General features: G+C 62.6%; 22 protein-coding genes and 1 tRNA gene. 18 read left to right on the top strand and 5 right to left on the bottom strand.

Features of this window, described 5'->3' with window-relative positions; genetic code table 11:
* Positions 1-11: 11 nt before the first annotated feature.
* From cpaB to ACTQZK_RS09440, 6 genes are read left to right on the top strand one after another with little or no spacing between them, the layout of a single operon-like run.
* Entirely contained in the window at positions 12-914 is a 903-nt protein-coding gene (gene cpaB / locus ACTQZK_RS09465; protein WP_216528768.1) for a Flp pilus assembly protein CpaB, read from the top strand.
* The gene (locus ACTQZK_RS09460; protein WP_216528769.1) at positions 907-2,226 is read left to right on the top strand and encodes a CpaF family protein; all 1,320 of its coding nucleotides are present in this window, start codon (positions 907-909) and stop codon (positions 2,224-2,226) included. Before cpaB ends, ACTQZK_RS09460 begins: the two co-directional genes overlap by 8 nt.
* Before the next feature lie 12 nt (positions 2,227-2,238).
* A complete protein-coding gene (locus tag ACTQZK_RS09455) occupies positions 2,239-3,159 on the top strand; it encodes a type II secretion system F family protein (RefSeq protein WP_216528770.1) in 921 nt (306 codons plus the stop codon).
* A 51-nt stretch (positions 3,160-3,210) separates the two neighbouring features.
* A complete protein-coding gene (locus ACTQZK_RS09450) occupies positions 3,211-4,143 on the top strand; it encodes a type II secretion system F family protein (RefSeq protein ID WP_441899489.1) in 933 nt (310 codons plus the stop codon).
* An 11-nt stretch (positions 4,144-4,154) separates the two neighbouring features.
* Positions 4,155-4,763 (top strand): hypothetical protein, encoded by a 609-nt coding sequence (locus tag ACTQZK_RS09445; RefSeq protein ID WP_216528771.1) that lies wholly within the window; start codon positions 4,155-4,157, stop codon positions 4,761-4,763.
* Positions 4,764-4,766: 3 nt separating this feature from the next.
* Entirely contained in the window at positions 4,767-6,659 is a 1,893-nt protein-coding gene (locus tag ACTQZK_RS09440) for an InlB B-repeat-containing protein (protein WP_216528772.1), read from the top strand.
* Between the two features lie 82 nt (positions 6,660-6,741).
* Here the strand turns inward: ACTQZK_RS09440 and ACTQZK_RS09435 are convergent, their stop codons facing one another.
* From ACTQZK_RS09435 to ACTQZK_RS09425, 3 genes are read right to left on the bottom strand one after another with little or no spacing between them, the layout of a single operon-like run.
* Positions 6,742-7,965: an ABC transporter permease gene (locus tag ACTQZK_RS09435; protein WP_441899487.1), complete on the bottom strand. Its 1,224-nt coding sequence runs from the start codon at positions 7,963-7,965 to the stop codon at positions 6,742-6,744.
* Positions 7,952-9,133, bottom strand: coding sequence for an ABC transporter permease (locus tag ACTQZK_RS09430; RefSeq protein WP_441899485.1), 1,182 nt, complete (start codon positions 9,131-9,133; stop codon positions 7,952-7,954). The genes ACTQZK_RS09435 and ACTQZK_RS09430 overlap by 14 nt, the downstream gene beginning before the upstream one ends.
* A gap of 8 nt (positions 9,134-9,141) precedes the next feature.
* The gene (locus ACTQZK_RS09425; protein WP_114566246.1) at positions 9,142-10,080 is read right to left on the bottom strand and encodes an ABC transporter ATP-binding protein; all 939 of its coding nucleotides are present in this window, start codon (positions 10,078-10,080) and stop codon (positions 9,142-9,144) included.
* Between the two features lie 199 nt (positions 10,081-10,279).
* Here ACTQZK_RS09425 and ACTQZK_RS09420 point away from each other — a divergent pair, with 199 nt between their 5' ends.
* Positions 10,280-11,359 (top strand): sensor histidine kinase, encoded by a 1,080-nt coding sequence (locus ACTQZK_RS09420; protein ID WP_441899483.1) that lies wholly within the window; start codon positions 10,280-10,282, stop codon positions 11,357-11,359.
* A complete protein-coding gene (locus tag ACTQZK_RS09415; RefSeq protein WP_441899481.1) occupies positions 11,356-12,024 on the top strand; it encodes a response regulator in 669 nt (222 codons plus the stop codon). The genes ACTQZK_RS09420 and ACTQZK_RS09415 overlap by 4 nt, the downstream gene beginning before the upstream one ends.
* Positions 12,025-12,041: 17 nt before the next feature.
* Here ACTQZK_RS09415 and ACTQZK_RS09410 read toward each other — a convergent pair whose 3' ends face one another.
* Together ACTQZK_RS09410 and thrC are read right to left on the bottom strand one after the other, a co-directional pair.
* Entirely contained in the window at positions 12,042-12,386 is a 345-nt protein-coding gene (locus ACTQZK_RS09410; protein ID WP_114566249.1) for a winged helix-turn-helix domain-containing protein, read from the bottom strand.
* A gap of 41 nt (positions 12,387-12,427) precedes the next feature.
* Entirely contained in the window at positions 12,428-14,026 is a 1,599-nt protein-coding gene (thrC, locus tag ACTQZK_RS09405; RefSeq protein WP_441899479.1) for a threonine synthase, read from the bottom strand.
* Positions 14,027-14,246: 220 nt separating this feature from the next.
* Between thrC and ACTQZK_RS09400 the strand changes: the two genes are divergently transcribed.
* From ACTQZK_RS09400 to ACTQZK_RS09355, 10 genes are all read left to right on the top strand, one after another.
* Positions 14,247-14,537 (top strand): FeoA family protein, encoded by a 291-nt coding sequence (locus ACTQZK_RS09400; protein WP_225749863.1) that lies wholly within the window; start codon positions 14,247-14,249, stop codon positions 14,535-14,537.
* Between the two features lie 164 nt (positions 14,538-14,701).
* Entirely contained in the window at positions 14,702-14,938 is a 237-nt protein-coding gene (locus tag ACTQZK_RS09395; protein ID WP_114566251.1) for a FeoA family protein, read from the top strand.
* A gap of 107 nt (positions 14,939-15,045) precedes the next feature.
* Positions 15,046-17,400, top strand: a complete 2,355-nt coding sequence (gene feoB, locus ACTQZK_RS09390) for a ferrous iron transporter B (protein ID WP_441899477.1) — start codon at positions 15,046-15,048, stop codon at positions 17,398-17,400.
* Positions 17,401-17,508: 108 nt separating this feature from the next.
* A complete protein-coding gene (locus tag ACTQZK_RS09385) occupies positions 17,509-17,736 on the top strand; it encodes a hypothetical protein (RefSeq protein ID WP_114566253.1) in 228 nt (75 codons plus the stop codon).
* A 338-nt stretch (positions 17,737-18,074) separates the two neighbouring features.
* Positions 18,075-18,455, top strand: coding sequence for a metal-dependent transcriptional regulator (locus tag ACTQZK_RS09380; protein ID WP_114566254.1), 381 nt, complete (start codon positions 18,075-18,077; stop codon positions 18,453-18,455).
* Between the two features lie 432 nt (positions 18,456-18,887).
* A complete protein-coding gene (locus tag ACTQZK_RS09375; RefSeq protein ID WP_441899474.1) occupies positions 18,888-19,679 on the top strand; it encodes an FtsB family cell division protein in 792 nt (263 codons plus the stop codon).
* Positions 19,680-19,689: 10 nt separating this feature from the next.
* Positions 19,690-20,664 (top strand): Ppx/GppA phosphatase family protein, encoded by a 975-nt coding sequence (locus ACTQZK_RS09370; RefSeq protein ID WP_441899472.1) that lies wholly within the window; start codon positions 19,690-19,692, stop codon positions 20,662-20,664.
* Between the two features lie 93 nt (positions 20,665-20,757).
* Positions 20,758-20,842 (top strand) — tRNA-Leu (locus ACTQZK_RS09365).
* A 247-nt stretch (positions 20,843-21,089) separates the two neighbouring features.
* Entirely contained in the window at positions 21,090-22,139 is a 1,050-nt protein-coding gene (locus ACTQZK_RS09360) for a polyprenyl synthetase family protein (protein ID WP_216528778.1), read from the top strand.
* A 219-nt stretch (positions 22,140-22,358) separates the two neighbouring features.
* Positions 22,359-23,261, top strand: coding sequence for a peptidoglycan-binding domain-containing protein (locus ACTQZK_RS09355; RefSeq protein WP_114566257.1), 903 nt, complete (start codon positions 22,359-22,361; stop codon positions 23,259-23,261).
* The last annotated feature ends 2 nt before the right edge of the window (positions 23,262-23,263 follow it).

The raw sequence follows: 23,263 nt of genomic DNA, 5'->3' as shown, positions 1-23,263 counted from the left end.
GGAGCGTTGAAATGACGATGGACGGTTTGCGACCCTCGACTCGAAAAGGAGGGTTCGCGCAGCGAGCGTCGAAGGCTGCCGATGCGCAAGCGGACGGCGCGTCTGCACGGACGTCCCGATACGGAGGCTTCGATCGAGGCGGGCCGGTTGCGCAGGCGCCGGATTCCCCTTCGGTCGAGCCTCGCCCTTCCGGCGCTCGGTTGCCGGATGGTTCGCAGCGAACGTACCGGCGCGTGCGGATGCTTGCCGCGCTGGTCGCCGTGTCGGTCGCCGTGTCGTTTGCAGCGATCGTCTACGGTTTGTGGGCGCGGGCGGCTTCGGCATCGGCGGTCGAGGAGGCGACGGCCGGAGCGGCCCCCGTGTTAGTGGCCGCCACCGACATTCGCGCGGGCGACGTGCTGACGTCGGAGTCGTTCGTGGAGAAGGACATACCCGCCGCGTATCGCGCGTCCGAGGCTATCGGGCTTGCGCAGATGGGCCAGGAGGGTTTCGAGGGCAGATGCGCGCTCGTGGACATGGCTGCTGGAACGCAGGTGCTGCCTTCGTTCGTCGCAGGTTCCGCCGATGGCGGTCGCTTGTCGGCTCGCCTTCATGCCGGGATGGAAGCGGTTACCGTGGGGGTGGATGCGGAAACGGGCCTTGCCGGTCGTATCGGCGTGCATGACACGGTGCGCGTGGTTTCAGCCGAAGGCTCTTCTTCGGGAGCCTCCGTTCTTTCCACGTTGTGCGCGCAGGCGCGGGTGCTTGCGGTAGGCGACGCCGCCGCGTCCAGCGACGGCTCGTACGCTTCGGTTACGGTGGAGGTGAAGCCCGAGGAGGCCGATGCGATTCGCGAGGCCCAGTACGCCGGGCGGGTGAGTTTGGTGATGATTTCCTCGGAAGACGCCCTGCTTGGAGGCGATGATCGTGGATAGGGCGATCGAGCGTTCGCTGAAGGGCGCCGTGCGCGACGAGGTGGCCCTTCAGCTGCGAGGCGGGCAGTTCGACGAGGCGGCGGTCGAATCTTTGATCAGGAGCGCGGTGGGCGCGGCTGCTCGGGATTGGGGGCTTTTCCTGTCACCTTTGGAATCCGAAGCGCTTGCGCAGGCCATGATAGACGACTTCCTCCATTACGGGCCGCTGCAGCCGCTTCTCGAAGATGCCTCCATCACCGAGATCATGGTGAACGGAGGGGGCGTCGACGCGTCCGATCCCGCGCTGCCTTTTCGGGACCCCGTGGTGTACGTCGAGCGGGCTGGGATGATCGAGCGCAGGCCCGACGTGGTGTTCGACGACGCGCAGCACGTTCGGCGCATCATCAACAGGATTGCCGAGCAGGCGGGCATGCGCTGCGACGAATCCCATGCCATGGGATGCGCTATGCTGCCGGGAGGCCGTGCCCGCGCAACCTACGTGGTTCCTCCCGTGGCGCCGGACGGGCCGGCGCTCAACGTGAGAACGTTCTCGGCCGATGCGCTGGGGATCGGCGATTTGATCAGCGTCGGGACCCTTTCGGAGGTCATGGCCGAGTTCTTGTGCTCGGCGGTGCAATCTCGCTGCCCCATGGTCATATCAGGGGGGACGGGGTCGGGCAAGACCACTTTGCTCGGCGCGCTTTCGGGGTTCATTCCGCCTGACGAGCGCGTTATCACCATAGAGGACACCCCGGAGCTGAGGTTACTGTCGCCTCATGTGGAGCGCATGCAGACGCGCGAGGCGAACGCGGAGGGCGAGGGCGCGGTGAGCATGCGCGATCTGGTGACGCTTGCTTTGCGACGTCGTCCTGATCGCATCGTCATCGGCGAATGCCGTGGGGCCGAGGCGTACGACATGCTGCAGGCTATGCAGACGGACCATCCCGGGTCCATGACCACCGTGCATGCGAACGACCCGGCGAACGCTATCAGCCGCTTGCGAACCATGGTCGGGTACGCCGACGGGGATTTGAGCCGCGAGGTCATCGTTCAGCAGATCGCCGAATCTTTGCAAGGCGGCTTGATCGTGCATGTCGAGCGCTTGCGCGATGGCAGGAGGAAGGTGACAAGCATCGTCGCAGTGGATTCTTTGCCCGAGGGAAGTTCGGTGATACTGCGTTCCGAGCTGTTCTCGTTCGAGGTGGAAGGCGTTGATGCGGCGGGCGCGATTGCGGGGGCATGGCGTGCGCGGGGCGTGCAGCCGCAGCGCATCAAGGAGCGTATGCGAACGGCGGGGGCGTGGTACGACCCTGCGTGGTTCTTCTCGGCGTGACAGGGGGCTTTCATGATTGGTCTCGCACTACCGGCGGTTTTGCTATGCGCTTGCTCTGCCTTGTCGTTGATCGCGTTCTCCTCGTATCGACGGCAACGCGCCGAGCTGCGATCGCGCAGCTTGGGCGAAACCGAGCTGTACGCAGCCGGGAAGGCTGCTGCGGCTGCACGCGCAAAGGTTTCGCGCAGCCCGCTTGCGACGATGCTGCACGAGGCGGGTATCGAAACCGTTCCCTCGATGTGGGTTGCGCAGGCTCTGTGCGCGGTGTTCCTTGCAGGGTGCTTGGCGGCGGCGCTTTCGGGAAGCTGTCCCGTTGGCTTTTTCACGGGCGGTGCGGCGGCCGCTGCGATTTGGCTGCGGGTGGGCGTGCTGCGAGCACGCAGGAGCGCGCTTCTGGACAGGCAATTCTGTCGGGCCTTGCCTCAGATTGCGGGCGGCGTCCGCAGCTCGCTAACGCTTGAGCGCGCGATACGCGCGGTTGCGGCGCATGTGGACGACCCGCTTCGCGAGGAACTTACCCGCGTGCTTGCCGACGCTGCATACGGGACGTCGTTGAACGTGTCGCTTGAGGAGATGGCTCGCAGGACGGCCAGCCCTGACGTGCAGGCGTTGGCCGCCGCCGTTCGCGTGCAGCAACGTTTCGGAGGGGCGATCGCTCCTGTGCTCGACATGATCGCTGCGCACGCGAACGTGCGCTTGAAGATGAGCCGCGAACTGCGTACGGAGCTCGCGGGCACGCGGTTGGCGAAGTGGTTTGTTGCGGCGGCCATGCCGGCCATCTTTCTGCTCATGTTCGTCGCCAATCCTGATTTCGCGCGCTTTTACGCAGAGGAGCCGCTCGGGTGGGCGGTGGCGGGGGTGGCTGCGTTGTGCGAGGTCGGCGGCTTGCTGGCGTGTCGGCGCATAACGAGCGTATCGAATAGTGGTCGGTGACGGGTCCGAGGGCGAATTTTGGGATTCTCATTCGTTTGAAAGGGGGCGATCGTGTTGGACGTTGTGGTTATGGGATCGCTGCTTATGTTGGGGGCGTTGCTCGGGCTTGCATCGTACGAGATCTTGGTTCGTTCATGCGCGCCGCAACCGCGCGGCTTCGCCGTGCCGGCGCGACGCGCGCGCGCGGTTGAACCTGCCCGCGCCGAAGGAGCTTTACGTCGCTGCGCGCGCGAGGCGCTGTCCGCTTTGTCCTGCGGCCTTGACCGCTTGGCTCCGGTTGCCCGCGCGGATATCGATGTGCGTCGCGACCGTTTGGCGCGGGCGGGCGTTCGCCTTGAACCGGAAACCTGGCGTAGCCTGCGTGTTGTCTGTGCTGTTGCGGCGGGTCTTTTGGCGACGCTTGCGGCAGCGTTTGCACCCGGTGCGCACGCTGCCGTGCGGATGCTTGCCTTTTGCATAGGGGTTGTTGCGGGATGGATGCTCCCCGCTCTGATCGTTTCAAGCAAGGAAAAAAGTCGGCGTCGTGACATCGAGGCCGCCCTGCCCGAAGCCATGGAGCTTTTAAGCGTGGCGCTTGCCGCCGGATCCCCGGTCGAGCAGTGCTTCAGGGAGGTTGCGGAAAGCCTGAGCGGGCCTATTTCCGAGGAACTTTTCATTGTTGACCAGGAGGTGAACTTTCTGGGTCACTCGCGCGAGGCTGCACTTGAGCATCTTGCAGCGCGTTGCCGCAGCCAAGACGTATCCGCGTTCGCGGCGCACGTGACGCAGGCCATCACCCAAGGGTCGTCCATTGCCGAAGGGCTTGCGTCCCAGGCGGCCGTGGCGCGTGAAACGGCGCAGGCTGACGTGCTCGAGCGCATTCGCACGATGCCGACGAAGCTCGACATCGTGCTGTCGATGTGCTTTCTGCCGCCGACGGTTGCGTTGGTGGTGGTGCCAACCGTGGTCAGCTTGCTGGAGTTCTTGAACGACACGATGGCGTAGGGAGGACGGGTATGCAGTATGGGAAATGCGGGTCGCGTTCGTTTGCGAGCAGGGTTCGACGTGCGATCAAGTCGGCTTCGCGAAGGCCCGTCCCGATTGCCACCGCCGTGCTCGGGGCTGCGGTTGCGGCCTGGGCCGCCTTTGCGCTCGGTGGGTTTGCGGCCGGCTTCGAACGCGAGGGGCAAGCCGAAGCGCCCGCTCCTCTTCGGTGTCTCGAGGCGACGGTTTCCTGCGAAGGATGGTCGATCGGCAACGTTGCTTTAGGGGCTTTCGTCTCGGGGTTCTCGGTCGACGGCGAAAAAATCGACAAGCAGATGCTGTTCGAAGGGCCGGGCACGTGCGTCGTCGACGTTCCCGAAGGATTTTACGAGCTGTCGCTGCAACTGCCCGTGATTATGGTGGAGGACGGGTCGATGCGCGCTGCGGGGGATCCGGTCCCGATCCGATTCGGTGAGTCGGGTTCGCCTGCTCGGGCGGCCGTTGCTTACCGGGATATCGAATCAGCCGCGTTGCCCGATCAAGATCTGTCCGAAATCGCAAGGTCGAGCTTTCGCGATCAAAACGATGCCGAAAAAGCGCTTGCGCAGGCAAGAGCGAAGCGCGACGAAGGAAGGGGGTAGGGTATGCGCAGAGTTTACGCGAAAGCCGTTTCGCTGCTGCTCTCGGTGCTTTTGCTGGCGGTTGGGTTCGCAGCGTGCCTCCCGCGCGAGGCGTTCGGATACGAGTACCTGCATTCCGACACGACCAGCATCTACAATCGTGCTTGGATATCCGCGAGCCCTTCGGGCTATCTTGAGCTGATCGGCTCGGATCCGAACGGCCCCAGACCGGGCATGCCGAACTGGGAGCTTCCGGGCGGGACGAACGCTTACGTGGTGGCCTACCAGTTCGCGATTTGGGGAGACGCCGGCGGGCAGGACGACCTTGTCTGGTACACGGCGGGCAACGGAAGCTGGTCTAGGGGCGGCGCGAACATGGGCACCGGGGATTTGACCGGCAGCAAGAACGGCACGGGGTTCGGCTGCATCGCTACGTACGGGTACGGATGGGGCGGCACCGTCCTTTCGAGCCACGGCGGCCTGGACGAGCTCATGCACAACCATATCTACATTCACAGCACGATTGCCGGGGTGGGCGATACCGAGGGGACGGGCCTGCGCAATTACGGCAGCGTCGACTTCTGGCCGCGCGTCAGCATCCGCTACGATGCGAACGGCGGCTCGGGCGCGCCCGGCTCCCAGTACAAGTACATCGGCAGCGTTGGCGCGGTGTCTTCGAAGCTGCCCGTTCGCGTGGGGTATACGTTCGAGGGATGGTCGACCGAAAGACAGGGCCCTGTGAACGTTCGTCCTGGTCAGAAGATTGGCTATCAGGATTGGAACCTTCAGGTGGAAAGCCTTGTGCCGCACGGATGGAACAACGGGCCCTCTGACTTCTGGCGCGATCCGAGCGCGGGGCGTCCTTCGCCGAGCGGTTCGAACACCATCACGCTGTATGCCCAGTGGAAGCCTGTATCCTACGTTGTCTCGTACGAAGGAAACGGCGCGACCGGGGGATCGACGAGCGATTCCGTGCACGTGTACGACGCTCCCAAAGCCTTGACGATGAACGGGTACGAGCGCTCGTACCGGTTGACGTGCGACGCGCAAGGCGGGTCGATGGGCGTCGCCTCGCTGGCATGCGTTTGGCCGTGGGCGTCGTGGAACGCGCGTCCTGACGGCTCGGGCGAGTCCTACGGCGACGGCTCCCTGGTCAAGAACATGCGATCCACGAAGGGAAAGGCAACGCTGTACGCCCAATGGCGTCCCGGCGCCGTTGTTCTTCCTGATCCCGGGGAAAAGCCCGGGCACGTGTTCGAAGGCTGGTACTCGGCTGCGTCGGGAGGCGACTTCGTGGGCAGTGCCGGCGCGTCGATTTCGATAGCGGCCGATACGACGTGCTACGCGCGTTGGCAAGTGCTCGCCGAGGTGACGTACTATGCGGATGGACAGGTTCTTTCGGGGTTCGGGGACCTGCTGCCCGCGGGAGTGGCGTACCGAACGAGCACAGAGGCTGCCGCAGCGGCCGTCAAGCAGGATTGCGCGGGGTTCGAGGGGTGGTTCGTGGACGCTTCGTGCACGAAGCGCTACGCGGAAGGATCCCCGCTGCCAAGCGAAGGCCTTCGCTTGTACGGCCGCAACAAGGTTTCCGTGAGCTATGCGCAAACCGATCGCAGTACGGCGCTGTTCGCCGACCGCACGCTCTACGCCGATAAAGATGCAGGCTCGCTGCTTGATCGGGACGCGCTTCTGCCGCCGGGCGAAACGCTTTTCTACGGCGATCGGATCACGTTCGACCGCGGGCCTTCCGTGTGGTTCGAAGATCGCGATCGCCTGCGCGAAGCGTCGTGCGAGCCGGGCGCCTACGCTACGGCCGCAGCCGAAGGGCTGCCTGCGCGCACCGTGGTGCTCACGTGCAACACGATTGCGTACCTCAACTGGCGCATTCCCCTCTACGACGGCGTAGCCGTGTCGTAGAGGCCGTGTGGTAGAGGGGCTCCTGCGGGGTTGCTTTTTAGAGGGGGCCGACGGTGCTGCGTCGGCCCCCCGGCGGCTTCCCTTACGCTCGCGCGGCCGCCGCGTTGCCGCCGGCCCTCGAGCTTGACGCTCGCAGCTTTCCGGCAACCAGGCCGGACGCGATCAAAACGGAGGCGAACAGCAGCACGATACCGATATCGCCCAGAATGGGGCTGATCGCATCCCAGGACACGGCGTCAAGGCGAAGCGCTCGGCTCACGGCGTCGTTGAACCAGGACGCAGGCGTGAAGTACGCGGCCACTTGCACTTCGGGGGCGAGCAAATCCAGGCTGACCCATGCACCGCCCAAAAACGCCATGAGCAAGCCCAGCACGTTGCCCGCTGCGTTTGCGATGGGCTCGCTCGTTCCTATCTGTCCGAGCAAGAACCCGATGCCCAACGGAACAAGCGAGAACGCCAGCGAAGCGCCCAGCATCAAGGCTATTCCAGCGGGCGGCACGCTTCCTAGCGACGATCCGAACACCGCGATGCCCAAGCCGATGCTGAACCCTCCTATCATCAAAGTTACGGACAGGCAGCCCAAGGTCATCTGCAGCCCGTACGAAAGCGGGCTAACCGGCGACGAGACGTTGCGCCGGGATACGTCGGTGCGGTTGAACGAGTTCATAAGCAGGCTTACGCATACGATGATGGCCACCGTGAGCGTGTACGTGCTCCATTGCAGGTAGAACGCCAGCTGATCGGTAGGGGCTGCGGCGTCTGCCGAGGTGACGGCGTCCACGCTCGCCGTATGCGCGGCCGCCTCGTTCGCCTGCTTCACCAAGCTGTCTGCTTCGGCTGCTTCGTCAAGAGCGGCAGCGGCGGCCACCAGGGAAAGGTACCGATTGACATCTTGATCGAACAGCGATCCTGACATCGACTGGTAGCTGTAAACCGATTCCACAACAGGTGCGTCTCCGCCCGTCCTGGCTGCGTTCACGTACGCTTCCCCGAAGCCGTCGGGAACAATGAACAAGCATTCGACCAGGCCCGTTGCTATGGCGTCTTGCAAAGCGAGCGTGTTGTCCTCCACTTCGACCAGCGTCGCCCGTTCGGCAAGGTGATCTTCCAGGCCGCGCGACAGGTCCGACCCGTCCCGGTCGATCACGGCGATATTGGCCGTGTAGCTTTCGAATTCGTCTTGACCGGTGTCCGCGGCAACGCCGCTGGTGACGAACACGCCCATGGCACTCAGCCATACGGCGTACACCAGCAGGTACACAGGGTGGCTGAGTGCAACGCGAAGGGCTGCCTTAAAGATGCTCATAGCGTTGCCTCCTAATGAAAAGAGCGGACAGAGCGAACAGGACCGCGCCGAATGCAAGCAGAACGAGCATCTTCTCGAAGAACGGCCCCAGCGCGTCGTAGTAGTACAGGCTGTAGAACAGATCGGTCGTTAGCTTTGCGGGGTTCAACGTGGCGGTTATCGGAAATGCGCGGGCGATGCTGTCGGCAAGCTGCATGCACGGTTCGCCGTACAGGCCCGCGAACAGCGACAGGAAGCAGGTCGCGCCCGTCAGGATGCCCGATTTCGCGGGAAGGCTCATTTTCGGCAGCGCGCCGATAAGGGTGCCGAGCGCCGTGGCCAGCAGCGCGGCGGCCGCCAGTCCCACCATGCACAGCCCTTCTCTTCCTCCGAAGTCCACCCCTACGACGAAGCGAATGTAGGCGAACGCCGCCAAAAGGCATGCAAGGGCCAGCGACCAGCTTGCCGCCAACGTGGCTGCCAGCGCTTTCGTGCGGCTGATCGCCCCTACCGTGCGTCGCGCTCCCAAAATCGAGAGATTGGGTTGCATCTGGCATAGGGCGAACATGGAAACCTGGCTGGTGAACAGGGCCGCCATGCCTAAAAGCGCGTAGTAGAACCGAACGCTTTGGGAAGGCGAGCTGTGCGTGAGCGATACCTGTTCGGTTGCCGCCGGGGCGTCGAGGGCCTGCCGCACGGCGTCGGCGTCGGCCAGTGCAAGCGGGTTGGTGCGGGCGATCTGCGTCAAAAGCTCCGCGTTCTGCGCGTAGGAATCGGCGATGGTCTGCAGGATGGTGGCATTGATGCGGCTCAGGCTGCTGTTAAGGCTTTGCGTTCCCGCTGCCGCGATGAGCACGGGATTGCCCTCGTCGTCGACGGAGAACCCTCCGGCCACCTCGCCGCTTCGGACCAAGTCGCGTGCAGCGTCCTCGCTTGCCACCTGCCGAACGTCCAGCAGTCGGTCGTTGCCGGTGCTCAGCTGGTCGATCATCTGCGCAAACGCAGAGCCTTCATACGCGGCGTCCGCAACCACGACGCTCGGCACGGGACTGATCGACTCCTGTGCGTCAAGCCCTGAGAACATGAACATGAACAGCGTCGAAAGCAAAATGGGGAAGGCGAAGGCCCAGACGAATAACGACGGCGTTCGCGTGAGCATCTTCGCGGTGTATTTGAACGTGGTCCACATGGCCCCTCCTAGGAATCCCGCAGTTCGGTTCCGGTGATCTCCAGGAACACATCGTTGAGGGTGGGCGGTTCCGCCCAAATGCGACCGGGGGCCGCGCCGTGGGATTTCAGCACGTCCAGCACGTCGGCCACGTTGTGCGTGCCGTTGTCGCAAACGGCTTCCAGCGCCTCGCCGTCGAACGATGCGCGCAGTACGTGCGGCAGCTCCCGCACGTCGGCCACAAGCGCTTCGGGAGCTTCGTCCAGCTCGATGCGGATGCGTTCGCCGGTTCTTATCATGGCTTTGAGCTCGTCGTTCGTTCCCGCGGCTATCGTGCGGCCGCGATCCATGATCATGATGCGGCTGCATATATCCTCCACCTCTTCCATGTAGTGGCTCGTGTACACCACGGTGGAGCCTTCGGCGTTCAGGCGCTTGATGCCTTCCAGAATGGAGTTGCGGCTTTGCGGGTCCACGGCTACGGTGGGTTCGTCGAAGAAGATGAGCTCGGGCTTGTGCGCGATGCCGCAGGCGATGTTCAGGCGTCGCAAAAGGCCGCCCGACAGCTTGCGGGGGCGGTGCTTGACGAACTCCTCCAGGCCCACGAACGCGATCGCTTCGTCTACGAGCGCGCGCCGGCGCAGCCGGTCGGACACGTACAGCGAGCAGAAGTAGTCGATGTTCTCGCGCACCGTCATCTCCTCGAACACCGCAACGTTTTGCGGAACCACGCCGATGCGCCGCTTCAGGTCGTAGCGCGTCGGCGCCATGGGCTCTCCGAACAGGTTGATGGTTCCCTTGTCGAAGGTGAGCAGCTGCAAGATGCAGTTGATGGCGGTGGTTTTGCCCGATCCGTTCGGACCGAGCAGCCCGAATATCTCGCCGGGTGCGATATGCAGGCTGAAATGGTCGAGCGCGATGGCGCTGCCGTAGCGTTTGACCAGGTTGTCGACGGCTATGATGTCCATGGGAGTTCCTTTCTCGGACGCTTCGCGGCGCGTTTTTTCGCAAGCCCGCAAGCGTTGTCACCATAATCGCCCGTTTGACCGGAGTTCGCCAGTGAGCGCGGTCATCCCCTTGGCCGCAAGGCCATGACATCTGTCACGAAAGCGTCGGCGCGCCCATGCCTTTTCCGCAAAGCTTGCGTTGACCTGCTACCATGGGCGCATGGAGAGAATCGTCGACAAGGTTGCCGTGCTTGCCTGCACGGCGTTGGGCGTCGCCGTTGTCGCGTGGAACGGTGCGTACGTGGCCGCGATGCTGATCGCAGTGCTGTTCTCGGCGCTTGCAGAGGTGCTTCCGCGTCGTTGGGCGCGGTGGCTGCCGTGCTCTTATGCGCTCGCGTGCCTGGTCGATCCGGTGCTCGGCACGTTTCTGCCGCTTGCGGTGTACGATCTGGCGCGCGGCTCCTGCCGGGTTCTTCGGTTTGGATGGCTGCTTCCCGCGTTCGTGTGCGTTCTGCGCATGGAGTCGCTTGCGGCCGTTGTCATGCTGTTCGGATGCGTGCTCGCCTACGCGCTCGCACGTCGCACCGCCGTCAGCTTGCGCGAGAAGGAAGAGGCCCGTCATTTGCGCGATGACCTGCGGGAAGGGACGTTGGCGCTCGAGGAGAAAAACGCCCAGCTGCGCGAGCGGCAAGACCTCGAGGTCCGTTTGGCCACGCTGGCCGAGCGCGGCCGCATCGCTCGCGAGATACACGACAACGTGGGTCATCTTCTGACGCGCGCCATCATGCAAACCGAGGCGCTGCAGGTGGTCCATCGAGACGACGAGCGCGTGCGCTCGGAGCTTGCCCAGGTGGGCGAGACGCTGCACGAGGCCATGGGCACCGTGCGTGCGAGCGTCCATGACCTGCACGACGACGCGTTCGACCTGGAAACGCAGGTGCGCGCTGCGGCCGAGGCGTGCGCGCTGCCGGTTCGCATTGAGTTTCGGGCGGACCACGTGCCCGCGGAGGTCGGCTACGGCTTCATTGCTATTGTGCGCGAGGCGCTTTCCAACGCGGTGCGTCATAGCAACGCCGGCATGGTAGAGGTTTCGGTGGTGGAGCATCCGGGATTCTATCGGCTCGTCGTGCATGACGACGGCACGCGTCCGCCCGCGATGGGCGAAGACGGGCGCGGCATCGGCCTGACCACGATGGAAGATCGGGCCCGTGCGCTGGGCGGCGTGTTCCGTGTGTCGTTCGAAAAGGGATGCAAGGTGTTCGCGTCCGTGCCGAAAGGCGCGGGGGAGGAGCGGGTATGATCGACGGTTCCAAGGCAAATGGACGATCCATTCGCGTGGTCGTCGTGGACGACGATGCGTTTGTTGCCGCATCTCTTGCAACCATTCTGTCGGCCGAGCCCGACGTGGACGTGGCCGCCTGCGGCGAAAACGGGGAAGATGCGGTACGGCTCTACGATGCGCACGAGCCCGACGTGCTGCTCATGGATATCCAGATGCCGGGCATAGACGGCTTGGCCGCGGCCGAGCGCATCTTGACCGCCCGTCCCTCTGCGCGCATCGTGTTTCTGACCACATTCTCCGATGACGAGTACATCGTTCGCGCACTCCGCCTGGGCGCGCGCGGCTACCTGATCAAGCAGGAGGTTGCCACCATTGCGCCGGCGCTGCGCAGCGTTATGTCCGGCCAGAACGTGCTGGGGGAGGAGGTGGTGGGCCGCGTGGGCAAGCTCATGGGAAGCCACGCTGCTTCGACGGGCCAACGCGGTGCTCAAAGCGACGGCCTGCTCACCGAACGCGAGCAGGCCGTCGTGTCGCTGGTGGCCGAAGGCCTCGACAACAAGGAAATCGCCGCGCAGCTGTACTTGAGCGACGGAACCGTGCGCAATCACATCAGCACGATCCTGCAGAAGCTGGGATGCAAGAACCGCACCCAGCTTGCCGTTTGGTACTATCGGGGCGCATGAGTCTTCGCGCCCCGGCGCTACACCAAAATGTCGGCGAACGCTTTCTCGGCTTCTTCTTGAAGCTTCTCCTCGATGGACAGGTACGCGTCAAGCAGCTTGTTGCACGAATCGGTCAGGCTGCTGCCGTGCGCCCCGTCGCGATGCAGCAGCTGCATGTCCAGCGCCGACTCGGTGTCTTTGATGATGCGCCAAGCCTTGCTGTACGCCATGCCCATGCTCTTCGCGGCTGCGTTGAGCGATCCCGTTTCTCGTACGCCCAAGCACAGGCTGGCGATGCCCCGCCCGAACAGCGATCCGCTGTCGGAGTCGGGGTTCATGATGGAAAGTCGAATGGTCGGCTTCAGGTTCGCAAGCTCGCTCATGGTCTCGTCCTTTTCTCGTACGGCGCTCGTGGCCGGTTCGTCTATCGTTTGCTCAGGTTGTCAAGGAACCGCAGCGCTGCGGTTTCGATGTCGCCGGTTCCCGCGTCGATCACGTCGGTGAAGCGAATGGGCAGCTCGTCCAGCTCGGCAAGCCCGCGAGGGATGTCGTGCTTGCCCGTTTCGCGCGCGATCAGCTCGTTGAGCGCGCACCCGGTAAGGGCAGCTACGTCGTCCGGCAGCGGCGCGCCCGGTTCGATGTCGTGCAGGGCGCGGTACACGTTGTCGCCGAATTTCGCCCAATGGGCGGTGCTGGCAATGAGCACCGGGTTCTGCCTGCGCAGGTTCTCGGCCACCTGGTAGGCTACGGCCGTATGCGGATCCAGCAGGTAATCGTGCTCGTCCAGCACGGCCTTGATGGTTTCCAGGCACGCGGCGTTGTCGATGGAGTCGGATGCGAACGTCTCGCGCACGCGGGCGAACGTGCTCTCGTCAATGCGGAAGCGGCCCTGTTCGCGCAGGTCGGCCATCCAGCCGGCGATGGCCTCGGCATTGCGGTCGGTCAGCTCGAACAGCTGGCGCTCCAGGTTCGACGATACCAGAATGTCCATGGACGGCGACGGCGTCAGCACGAAGTCGCGATCGGAAATATCGTACGTGCCCGTGTTGATGAAGTCCGTCAGCACGCGGTTCTCGTTGCTGGCGCACAGGAGCATGCCAAGGGGCACGCCCATGCGCTTGGCGTAGTACGCGGCCAGGATGTTGCCGAAGTTGCCGGTGGGAACGCATACGTCCAGCTCGTCGCCGGCGCCCAACTTGCCATCCGCCACCAGCTGCGCGTAGGCCGATACGTAGTACACCACCTGCGGCAGCAGTCGTCCCCAGTTGATGGAGTTCGCGCTGGAAAGCGCCACGCCCTGCTTGTCAAGCAGCTTCTGCGCGAACGCGTCGTCGTTGAACACGTTCTTCGCGCCCGTTTGGCAGTCGTCGAAGTTCCCGCGCACGCCCCATACCTGCACGTTGCGGCCCTGCTGCGTGGCCATCTGCTTGAACTGGATGTCGCTCACGCCTCCGTCGGGGTACATGACGGCAATGGACACGCCGTCCTGGTCGCGGAACCCTTCGAGCGCCGCTTTGCCCGTGTCGCCGGAGGTGGCTACCAGAATGAGGAATTCGTGGTCAAGTTTTCCCTGGTCGCGCAGCTGGCTGGCGCTGGCGGAGAAGAACCGCGGCAGGCACTGCAGCGCCATGTCCTTGAACGCGCTCGTGGGGCCGTGCCACAGCTCCAGCACGTGCGTGTTCGCGTTGAGCGACGAAATAGGGCAGACGGCCTGGCTATCGAAGTTGTCGCCGTAAGCCTGAGCCATAAGCGCGTCTACGGTTTCGGCCGGCAGGTCAACGTCGAAGGCGCGGTAAACGTAGGATGCGCGCTGCGCGTACGGCATCTGGGCCAACGCGGTTATGCCCTCAAGGGAAAGCTGCGGAATGCTCTGGGGAACGTACAGCCCGCCGCCTGCGGCCAGACCGTCGACGACGGCTTCCGTGAACGTAACCGGGCGTTCGGTCCGCCCGCGCGTATCGATATAGAGGTTTTCAGCCATGTTCTGCGCTTTCTGCCCGAAGTCCTGCAGTTCATTATCCATTTTCAGTATACTATGCGGCCCTCGTCGGCAAGCAGGAGAATCGGCAAGGGAATTACGCTCTTCGCCGAAGGCCGCGCCCATCGTTCGCTCCGAAACCGCAATCGGCTTGCGGTCCCGCCTTCGCGTCCGTCTGTAGAAAATGTTAACTATGGCTTCCATTTGCAAAATGTTTGCTATAAGATACTTTGTGTTATACAAAGCTAACTCGATGGGAGTCGACATGGACAACGCAGTGGCTGCCAGCACGCAGGGAGCTATTTCTCAAGCCTCGGTGCCGAGCGCGACGGTTCATCAAATGCCGCTATCGTTTTTGAGAAGCGGGGAGGTGGCCGTGATCGCGAAGGTGCGAGGCAAAGGCGAGCTGCGCCATCATCTGGAAACCCTGGGATTCGTCGAGGGCGTCCAAGTGCAGGTCGTCGCGCATGCGGCTGGCGACTTGATCGTGGAGATCAAGGGTTCCCAAGTTGCGTTGAGCCAGCAGGTGGCGTCGCGCATCATCACTGCAGCTTAAAAAGCGGCTTCTGCGCGGAAGCACGGTTTTTCACCGTGCGCTTTCGTGCGTGCTTCGCCCCACGCCGTGCCGAACGGTTTCGCAATCAGCGACCAAGGTGCCGCGCGCGGGGCGTTTCTGTCGGGCGAGCAAAGCGGAAATAGAGTTAAGGAAGGAGAACGTGCATGACTGAAGGTCAGAACAGAACGCTGCGCGACGTGGCAATTGGGGAGGTGGCTACCGTCCGCCGTCTAACGGGGGAGGGCGCCCTTAAGCGCCACATCATGGACATGGGCATCACGAAGGGCACGGACGTGTTCGTTCGCAAGGTTGCGCCGCTTGGCGATCCGCTCGAGGTCACGGTGCGCGGCTACGAGCTGTCGCTGCGCAAAAGCGAAGCGGAAAGCATCCTCGTCGGCTGACGCTCTCGCGCGTGCGCGAAGCATGCGTCAGATGACGAGGATCGGCGCGAAAGCGCTTCTTTTTTGGGAATGAGTTAGCAGAAGTTAACTTGCTGGAAAGGCAGACAATGACAATTCGAATAGCGCTTGCCGGAAACCCTAACTGCGGCAAGACCACGATGTTCAACGACCTGACCGGTGCAAGCCAATACGTTGGCAACTGGCCGGGCGTGACCGTCGAAAAGAAAGAGGGTAAGTACACCCGCAACAAAGACATCGTCATCACGGACCTTCCGGGCGTGTACTCGTTGTCCCCGTACTCTCCTGAAGAGATCGTGACGCGCGACTACCTGCTGAAGGGCGGGCCGGACGCCGTCATCAACTTGGTTGACGCTACGAACCTCGAGCGCAACCTGTACCTGACCACGCAAATCCTCGATCTGGGCGTGCCGGTGGTCGTTGCGCTCAACATGATGGACCTGGTGAAGAAAAACGGCGACAAGATCGACGTCCCCGGCTTGTCCGCACGGCTGGGCTGCCCGGTCATCGAGACTTCGGCGCTCAAAGGCCATGGCATGGAGCAGCTTTTGGACGCCGCCGTGAAAGCGGCGAAGGAAGGCGCGGCTCCGAAGCCTCGGCTGCCGTTCGATGCGGTCGTCGAAGACGCCGTTGTCAAGATCGAGGGCATTCTGGGCAGGCGCGTTTCTCCCGCTACGGCGCGCTGGTTCGCCATCAAGCTGTTCGAGGGCGAGGACATGACCGTTGCCAGCTTGGACCTTCCCGCAAAAGATCTCAGCGCCATCGATGCCTTGCGCAAAGAGGTCGAAGACGCGCTTGACGACGACGCCGAGAGCATTATCACAACCGAACGCTACGATGCCGTCACGCAGGTGGTTGCCGACACGGTGAAGCGCTCGAGCAAGGGCATGACCTCGACGCAGAAGATCGACCGCGTGGTGACCAACCGCTGGCTGGGCCTGCCCATCTTCGTGGTGATCATGGCGCTTGTGTACTATCTGGCCATTTCCGTGGGAACGGGCGTCGTTACCGACTGGGCGAACGACGGCATTTCCGGCGACGGATGGCTCTACACCGGCAACGAGCAGTACGAAGAAGCCGTCGGCGCCTGGGAAGAGAGCGTGGCCGAGGCCGAGGAGGCCGGGGCCAGCGAAGAGGAAATCGCGTCCCTTAAAGAGGAGGAGCCCGATCCCTCCGAGTTTGGCCTGTGGATTCCCGGCTTGGGCACGGTGCTGGGAGACGCCCTTGAATCGGCCGACGTCGCCCCGTGGCTCCAAAGCCTTATCATGGACGGCATCGTCGCGGGCGTGGGAGCCGTTATCGGGTTCGTTCCGCAGATGATCATCTTGTTCTTGCTGCTCGCGTTCTTGGAGGGCTGCGGGTATTTGGCGCGCGTCGCCTTCATCATGGACCGCATCTTCCGCCGGTTCGGCCTGTCGGGCAAGAGCTTTATCCCCATGTTGGTGGCTTCCGGTTGCGGCGTGCCCGCCGTCATGGCCACGAAGACCATCGAGAACGAGCGGGATCGCCGCATGACCATCATGACGACCACCATGATTCCCTGCGGCGCGAAAATGCCCATCATCGCGCTGGTGTTCGGCGCCATTGCGGGCGGCAATACCGCGGAAACCTGGTGGGTCGCGCCGTTGTTCTACTTCTTGGGCGTCATCGCCATCATCATTTCCGGCATCATGTTGAAAAAGACCCGCATGTTCGCGGGCGAGGTGTCCCCGTTCGTCATGGAACTGCCGTCCTATCACCTGCCTACGGTGAAGTCCATTTTGCTGGCTACGTGGGAGCGCATTCGAAGCTACATCGTGAAGGCCGGTACCATCATCTTCCTGTCCACCATCGTCATCTGGTTCCTCATGAACTTTGGCGACACGGGCGCGGGCTTCGGCTTGCTTGATTCCGAGGCCGAAGGCTACATCCAGAAAAGCCTTATGGCTGGCTTGGGCAATGCGATCGGCTGGGTGTTCGCGCCGCTTGGCTTCGGCGACTGGCAGGCTACGGTCACGTCCGTCACCGGATTGGTGGCGAAGGAGAACGTCGTGGCCACCGTTGGCATCATCACCAGCTTGGGCGATGCGGGCGAGGCCGACCCCACCATGTGGGCCGCGTTCGCCGGCATGATGGCGGGTTCCGTTCCGGCGATCTTGGCCTTCTGCGCCTTCAACCTGCTGTGCGCGCCGTGCTTCGCTGCTATCGGCACTATTCGCCGCCAGATGGAAAGCGCGAAGTGGACATGGTTCGCCATCGGGTACATGACCGTGTTCGCATGGTGCGTGGGGCTTATGTTCTACCAGTTCGGCGGCTTGTTGTCCGGCGAGGTGGAGTTCAACGTGTGGACGGTTGTGGCCATCGTGATTCTGGGCGGCATGTTGTTCCAGATGTTTCGCCCCATGCCGTCGTACGAGAAGAAAAACGCTGTCGAGGGCTTGAAGGCCGAAGGCGGCGCTGCGTAGGCTCGTGAAGCTGGATCGCGAACGAGAATCTTGCTGAAGGGGTTGGGCGGCGCGCCAAGACGGGGCGCCGCCCGCCCGCATTTGCAGCGTATTGGAAAGGAGCTGGACATGTTCGGTTTGGAATTCACCCCCGCTACGGTGATCGTGGGGCTGCTGGTTGCGGCGTTGGCGTTTCTGGCCGTGCGCCGCATGTGGCGCAACGGCATGTGCGATTGCCACAAGGGCGACGACGCCCACGGAGGATCGTGCTCGGGAGGTTGCGGAGGCTGCGCCGGCTGCGGAGCCGTCGACCAGATGATGGCCGATATGAAGAAGGCGGCGGACGCCCGTCGCTGAGCGAGCATCGAAGGGGATTGCCCCGGGTTCGCGATATATGGAGGAATTGTATGCCAAAGCAAACTTTCCTCAAAGGTAGTTGACGTGCAGATCAAAGTTAACCTATACTAACAAATGTCAACAGGGACGCGAAAGCAAACCTGAAGGACACCTCCTCTTTTTGCTGACCCGGTGGTGGAGACTCCCTCGTCTGGTCGTCCACCACACAGCAGCCGGCGAGGGATCTTCCCCCTCTTCCCTCGCCGGCACTCTCCTCGTACTGCTTCCATTCTGTTCGGGCTTCCCCTGCTCTTGCGATGCCGTGTGGTACCATAGCACGGTGATCGAAGGAGGATTCAGTGGAAAAGATGTCCATGTCGCACGAAGACTACCTTGAGGCGATCGTCATGCTGGGGGGTACGACGGAAGCGTCCGTGAGGTCGGTTGATATTGCGACGAAGCTTGGCGTTTCCAAGGCTTCGGTGAATAAAGCCGTTTCGCTGCTCAAGGAAAAGGGCCTGGCCGAGCAGCCTTACTACGGGGATATCACGTTGACCGACGAGGGGTACGAATACGGCGTGTCGGTGCTCGATCGGCATCACATGCTGTTTACGTTCTTGACCAAGGCTCTCGGAGTGCCGGACGAGCAAGCCGAGAAGGAGGCGTGCCTCATGGAGCATGCTATCAGCGACGATTCGTACAAAAAATGGAGTTCTTATATTAAGAAACTCGATTTGTAAGGGTGTTCGGGCCGCGTTCGCGCGGCCCTTTTTTCGCGGCTATCAAGGCGTTCAACAAATTGGAGACAGGCCGTTTCGAGCCGTTGCCTTCGGTGGCAGCTCGGGTTGCGGTGTGGTATCCTTGCAGCAGCTCTCGCATTAAACAAACCATTCAACGAAACACGATGCAAAAGGGGCGCAATCCAGGTGTCAAGGCAGGCGAATATTCTCTCGTTCGACGAGGCAAAACGCGACGTGGGCGCATACCGCTCATCGAGGGTCGTGCCATCGATGCCCCCTCGGTTCTCCGATGATCTTTCCACCTTCGAATCGCCGTTTCGGCAGGCTTCCGCCCGCGGCTCTTCGTCGCGCGCTTCGGCGTCGACGGTGCGGGCCGTTGCGTCTTCTCGTTTCGAGCAGCCCCGCGCTTCCGCGCGCAGCGGAAGGAATGCCGTGCGCGTCGAGCCGTCTCGCCCGGCTTCGGTCGGCCGTCATGCCCGCTTGTCCGACGATCCGTTCGGCGCTTCGAGCCGTTCGGCAGCGGCGGATCGTCCGGTTTCGCGCCGCAGCGACGAAGCGGATCGAGACGATGGCGATCGCGCCGAGAACCGCGGCGGCGAACGCGTGTCCCGGATGGTCGCTTTCAAGAAGAAGCGCGCCAAGGACAAGGCGGGTCGGGCGTTCGCCAAGCAGTTCGGGGACGCGCGTCAGGGGTCGGACGGGGAAGCGTCGGGCTCTCGCGCTGCCGTGTACAAAGGCGAGATGGGCGCGAAGCATCGGCAGGCTGCGCGCATGCAGAACGAGTCGAGCCCCCGTGCGTCCAAGAAGCGCGGCTTCTCGTTCGGTTCCGTTGCGGCGTTGAAATCGTCTCCGAAGTTCATAGCCACGGCCGCGGTTGCCGCGTGCTTGGCTCTTTCGTGCGTGTTCCTGTATCCGGCCGCCCAGCAGTACTATCACGCGGTTCGTGAAAACGATCGCTTGCAGGCGGAGTATGCTGCCCTCGAAGAGCGCAACGAGGCCCTGCAAAGCGACGTGTCGTCCCTTCAGACCGATTCGGGCGTGGAGGCGCGCGCTCATGAGCAGTTCGGATGGGTGAAAGATGGCGAAGAAACGGCTACCGTGCGCGGTCTTGAAATCGAGAAAGAGGACGCCAGCACGTTTCGCGCCAACATAACCCCCGGCAGCATCGAGGCTCCCGATACCTGGTACTCGCCGTTTTTCGATGCGCTGTTCGGTGTCGAGTAGGAGGCCTTTCGTGGAAAAAGACGTCGACGGCTCGCGCGTGCTGCATGCTGGCCGATACGCGGCAATCGATATCGGAACCGTGACGTGCCGCATGTTGGTTGCGGACGTGGACGAGCAAGGACGGCTGCACGAGCTGGATCGCGAATACCAGATCACGAACCTTGGCGAAGGGGTGGATGCTTCGGGCGTGCTGAAGCCTGAGGCCATGGAGCGCGTGGCGTCTGCCGTGAAGGGTTATCGCGAGGTGTTGGATTCCTTCGTCTCGCCCGATCATCCGCTGGTGCACGTGACCGCTATGGCCACGTCGGCTGCGCGCGACGCGCGCAACGCCGCGGAATTCGCAGGCATGCTGTCTGCGCTGGGCGTTTCCCTGTCGGTTATTCCGGGGCAGAAGGAAGCGTCGCTCTCGTTCAAAGGGGCTTCGTGCGATTTTCCCGGCGAGCAGCTTGTGGTCGTCGACATCGGCGGGGGCTCTACCGAGGTCGTAGCAGGTCCTTCCGGCGGCGATCCCGTGAAATCCCATTCGTTCAACATCGGGTGTCGTCGCGTGACGGAAAAGTTCCTGGCCTCCGATCCTCCAAGCTGCGCCGAGCTGCAGGCCGCTCGTGCGTGGATTTCTTCGGGCATGTCCTTGTTTTTCGAGGAGTTGAGGGCGTCGGGCTTTCGCGCTGATCGGCTGGTCGCGGTGGCGGGAACGGCTACAACGGTGGTTTCCATCCGCGAGCGCATGAGCGTTTACGACACCGCTCGCGTTCACAAGGCGCTGGTCGACCGTCCTGCGCTCGATCAGGTGTACGACCAGCTTCGCAGCGTTGTGCTTGCCGATCGCGAGCAGATCGTGGGGCTGGATCCTGGACGCGCTCCCGTGATCGTGGCGGGGATGATCATCCTGCAAAGCGTGCTTGATTCGGCGGGCATGGATTCTTTCACGGTAAGCGAGTCGGATATCTTGCACGGCATTATTCTGGATGCGGCGACGCGCTAGTTCATCCGGTCATACGGCTCAAAATTTGCTACCATATACCGCGTCGAAAAAAGCCTTGCGCGTTTGGGGTTGATCGACGATGCGCGGCAACGGGGGAGCGTGGCGGAATTGGCATACGCAGCGGACTTAAAATCCGCCGGCTTCGGTCTTGTGGGTTCGAGTCCCACCGCTCCTACCATACTATGCGCGCGTGCGGCAGCCGCGTGAGGGCTGCGACCGTTCGGTCGTTCCGCGTTCCTCGTGCATGGTGCTGCCCCGTTCGGCGAGGTTTCGCGCTTTCGATTATGTTCCATTTCGCATAATCTTTGGCGGATATGCGGAGAAAGCGAAAAAATGAACCGCTGGGGAACCGTCGAGAAACCATATTCAATTCTTGTGATACCATGAGGTTTCCGGAATTTGTCAAAGCTTACAGAGAAAGCGCTATGGACAACATCAACGAGATCATCGCCGCAGTGGAAGAGCCCCCCGAGTCGTTCGAAGAGTATTTGACGGTGTACGCCGACCGCGTCGGCGGCTTAGTCAATGCGTATATTCCGAAGGGCTCGCATGCCGATATGGATCGCTACCTGTACGATCCTCTTATCGAGTACAGCAAAAACGGGGGAAAGCGCCACCGTCCGCTCATTTGCTTCGCCGCATGTCGCGCCGTTGGCGGGGACATGTCGCGCGCTACGAGCGCTGCGGCCGCCATCGAGCATTTCCATACAGCTGCGCTTATTCACGACGACATCGCCGACGAGGCCGAGCTTCGTCGCGGTGAGCCGTGCATGCACCTGACGGAAGGGTACGGCCTTGCCATTAACGCCGGTGACCTGGCTCTTTCCCTGGTGAACGGGACCGTGATCTCCGACCCGAACCTGGATGACTCCATGAAGGTTCGCGTGATCTCCGAGCTTATCGAGATGACGCGCCGAACCATCGAGGGCCAGGCGCTTGACATTGGCTGGGCGCGCGACGGTCGCTACGACATCACGCCCGAGGACTACTTGGTCATGGCCACGCACAAGACCGCGCATTACTCGGGTGCGGTGCCCCTGGCAATCGGCGCCATCATCGGCGGCGGTACCGAGGTTGAAATCGAGGCCCTGCGCAATTACGGTTTGGACACGGGTCTTGCATTCCAGATCCAGGACGACCTTTTGAACCTTGTGGGGTCCGAGGAAAGCACGAAGAAGGATTTCCGCAACGATATTACCGAGGGCAAGCGCACGCTCGTGGTGGTTCACGCGTTGCAGAATTCCCCGAAGCGCGATCGCTTGATCGAGATTCTTTCGTCGAAGGAGAAAGATCCGAAGGTGTTGGCCGAGGCTGTGGCCATCATGGAGGAGTCCGGCAGCATAGATTATGCGCGCAACTACGCCGAAAACCTGACCGACATCGCCAAGAATCGCCTGATCGATTTAGTGAGGCCGTCGACGGCGCTCGACTTGCTGGTCGGTATGGCGGACTGGTTCGTCAACCGCCTGAAATAAAGCAAGGAAACGGAACGGGGCCGGTGCCTCGCTTCGATGAACGAAGCAAGCGGGGCGGCCACACGGCCGCCCTTTTTGGATGGATTGAGGCGAATCTGCTAGCTGCGTAAGCGACCGGCGAAGCGAAGGGCCGACCTTCTTCGCCCTGCAGGGCTCTTGCTCTGTTCCTCTTGTGGAACCTCGCTTGGATCCGAGGCTGGCTCGGCGGGGTACGCTACCATGGCAGGCATGGATACCATTAAGCGACATGACACCGGTCCGGCCGTCGAAGACGTGCAGCAGCGTTTGGCGACGATCGGCTTGCTGGCTCCTGCGGGCGTTGACGGAACGTTCGGCGAGGCGACCGCCGCCGCCGTTCGCGCGTTCTGCGGGCAGCGAAACATTCCCGTGACCGACGAGGTCGATGATCGCGTGTGGGCGGCTTTGGTTGACGCCTCGTTCACGCTGGGCGATCGTACGCTGTATCTGCGCATGCCTCATTTTCACGGGCATGACGTTTTGGAGCTTCAGCGGGCGCTGGGTGCGCTCGGGTTCGCCTGCGGCGCGACCGACGGGATTTTCGGCGCGTTCACGGAGCTGGCCCTTCGCAAGTTCCAGCTGAACATGGGGTTGCCTTCCGACGGAATCGCCGGGGCGTACACGTACGCCGCCATTCGCAACCTCCATCACTCGTGGGAGGGCAAGGAAGCAGTTCATGGCTCCAATCACCTGGGCTTCGCGCGCGCTGCCGACGTGCTGGAGCACAACGCGCTTTGCCTGTTCGGAACGCAGGAGTTCACGCGCAGCGTGGCTTCGCGCATGTCGAACTTGGCGTTGGCGACCAATCCTGCGTCCAAGATCATGAGCGCTGATTCGCTGCTGGTTGCCCCTGATGGCAACATGCTGCTCGTTCATATTGTTTTGCCTGATGAGGCTACCGAGAACGTTCCTCGCGTGAGCTTTGACGACGAAGGCACTTTGTCGCTTCGTTTGGAGACGGCCATCGGGGTTGCCGACTCGTCCGCTCCTTCGCGCATCGCCATTGAGCTGCCCGGCACCATGTGGGAGGATGCCGGCGTTGGCCGTTCCGCCCAGCATTTTGCCATCGCCTTGCTCGACGCGCTGTGCACGGCGCTTTCGTAAAC

The organism is Paraeggerthella sp. LCP19S3_G8, from assembly GCF_052119225.1.
GTDB lineage: Bacteria > Actinomycetota > Coriobacteriia > Coriobacteriales > Eggerthellaceae > Paraeggerthella > Paraeggerthella hominis.
This window is presented reverse-complemented; position numbering and strand designations above follow the sequence as displayed.

Excerpts from the sequence above, each read along its gene's own strand:
- ACTQZK_RS09430 (WP_441899485.1), bottom strand. The coding sequence starts at position 9,133 with ATGTGGACCACGTTCAAATACACCGCGAAGATGCTCACGCGAACGCCG.
- ACTQZK_RS09440 (WP_216528772.1), top strand. The coding sequence starts at position 4,767 with ATGCGCAGAGTTTACGCGAAAGCCGTTTCGCTGCTGCTCTCGGTGCTT.
- ACTQZK_RS09445 (WP_216528771.1), top strand. The coding sequence starts at position 4,155 with ATGCAGTATGGGAAATGCGGGTCGCGTTCGTTTGCGAGCAGGGTTCGA.
- ACTQZK_RS09400 (WP_225749863.1), top strand. The coding sequence starts at position 14,247 with ATGGACAACGCAGTGGCTGCCAGCACGCAGGGAGCTATTTCTCAAGCC.
- ACTQZK_RS09410 (WP_114566249.1), bottom strand. The coding sequence starts at position 12,386 with ATGAGCGAGCTTGCGAACCTGAAGCCGACCATTCGACTTTCCATCATG.
- ACTQZK_RS09385 (WP_114566253.1), top strand. The coding sequence starts at position 17,509 with ATGTTCGGTTTGGAATTCACCCCCGCTACGGTGATCGTGGGGCTGCTG.
- ACTQZK_RS09425 (WP_114566246.1), bottom strand. The coding sequence starts at position 10,080 with ATGGACATCATAGCCGTCGACAACCTGGTCAAACGCTACGGCAGCGCC.
- cpaB (WP_216528768.1), top strand. The coding sequence starts at position 12 with ATGACGATGGACGGTTTGCGACCCTCGACTCGAAAAGGAGGGTTCGCG.
- ACTQZK_RS09395 (WP_114566251.1), top strand. The coding sequence starts at position 14,702 with ATGACTGAAGGTCAGAACAGAACGCTGCGCGACGTGGCAATTGGGGAG.
- ACTQZK_RS09435 (WP_441899487.1), bottom strand. The coding sequence starts at position 7,965 with ATGAGCATCTTTAAGGCAGCCCTTCGCGTTGCACTCAGCCACCCTGTG.
- thrC (WP_441899479.1), bottom strand. The coding sequence starts at position 14,026 with ATGGATAATGAACTGCAGGACTTCGGGCAGAAAGCGCAGAACATGGCT.
- ACTQZK_RS09455 (WP_216528770.1), top strand. The coding sequence starts at position 2,239 with ATGATTGGTCTCGCACTACCGGCGGTTTTGCTATGCGCTTGCTCTGCC.
- ACTQZK_RS09420 (WP_441899483.1), top strand. The coding sequence starts at position 10,280 with ATGGAGAGAATCGTCGACAAGGTTGCCGTGCTTGCCTGCACGGCGTTG.
- feoB (WP_441899477.1), top strand. The coding sequence starts at position 15,046 with ATGACAATTCGAATAGCGCTTGCCGGAAACCCTAACTGCGGCAAGACC.
- ACTQZK_RS09355 (WP_114566257.1), top strand. The coding sequence starts at position 22,359 with ATGGCAGGCATGGATACCATTAAGCGACATGACACCGGTCCGGCCGTC.
- ACTQZK_RS09360 (WP_216528778.1), top strand. The coding sequence starts at position 21,090 with ATGGACAACATCAACGAGATCATCGCCGCAGTGGAAGAGCCCCCCGAG.
- ACTQZK_RS09415 (WP_441899481.1), top strand. The coding sequence starts at position 11,356 with ATGATCGACGGTTCCAAGGCAAATGGACGATCCATTCGCGTGGTCGTC.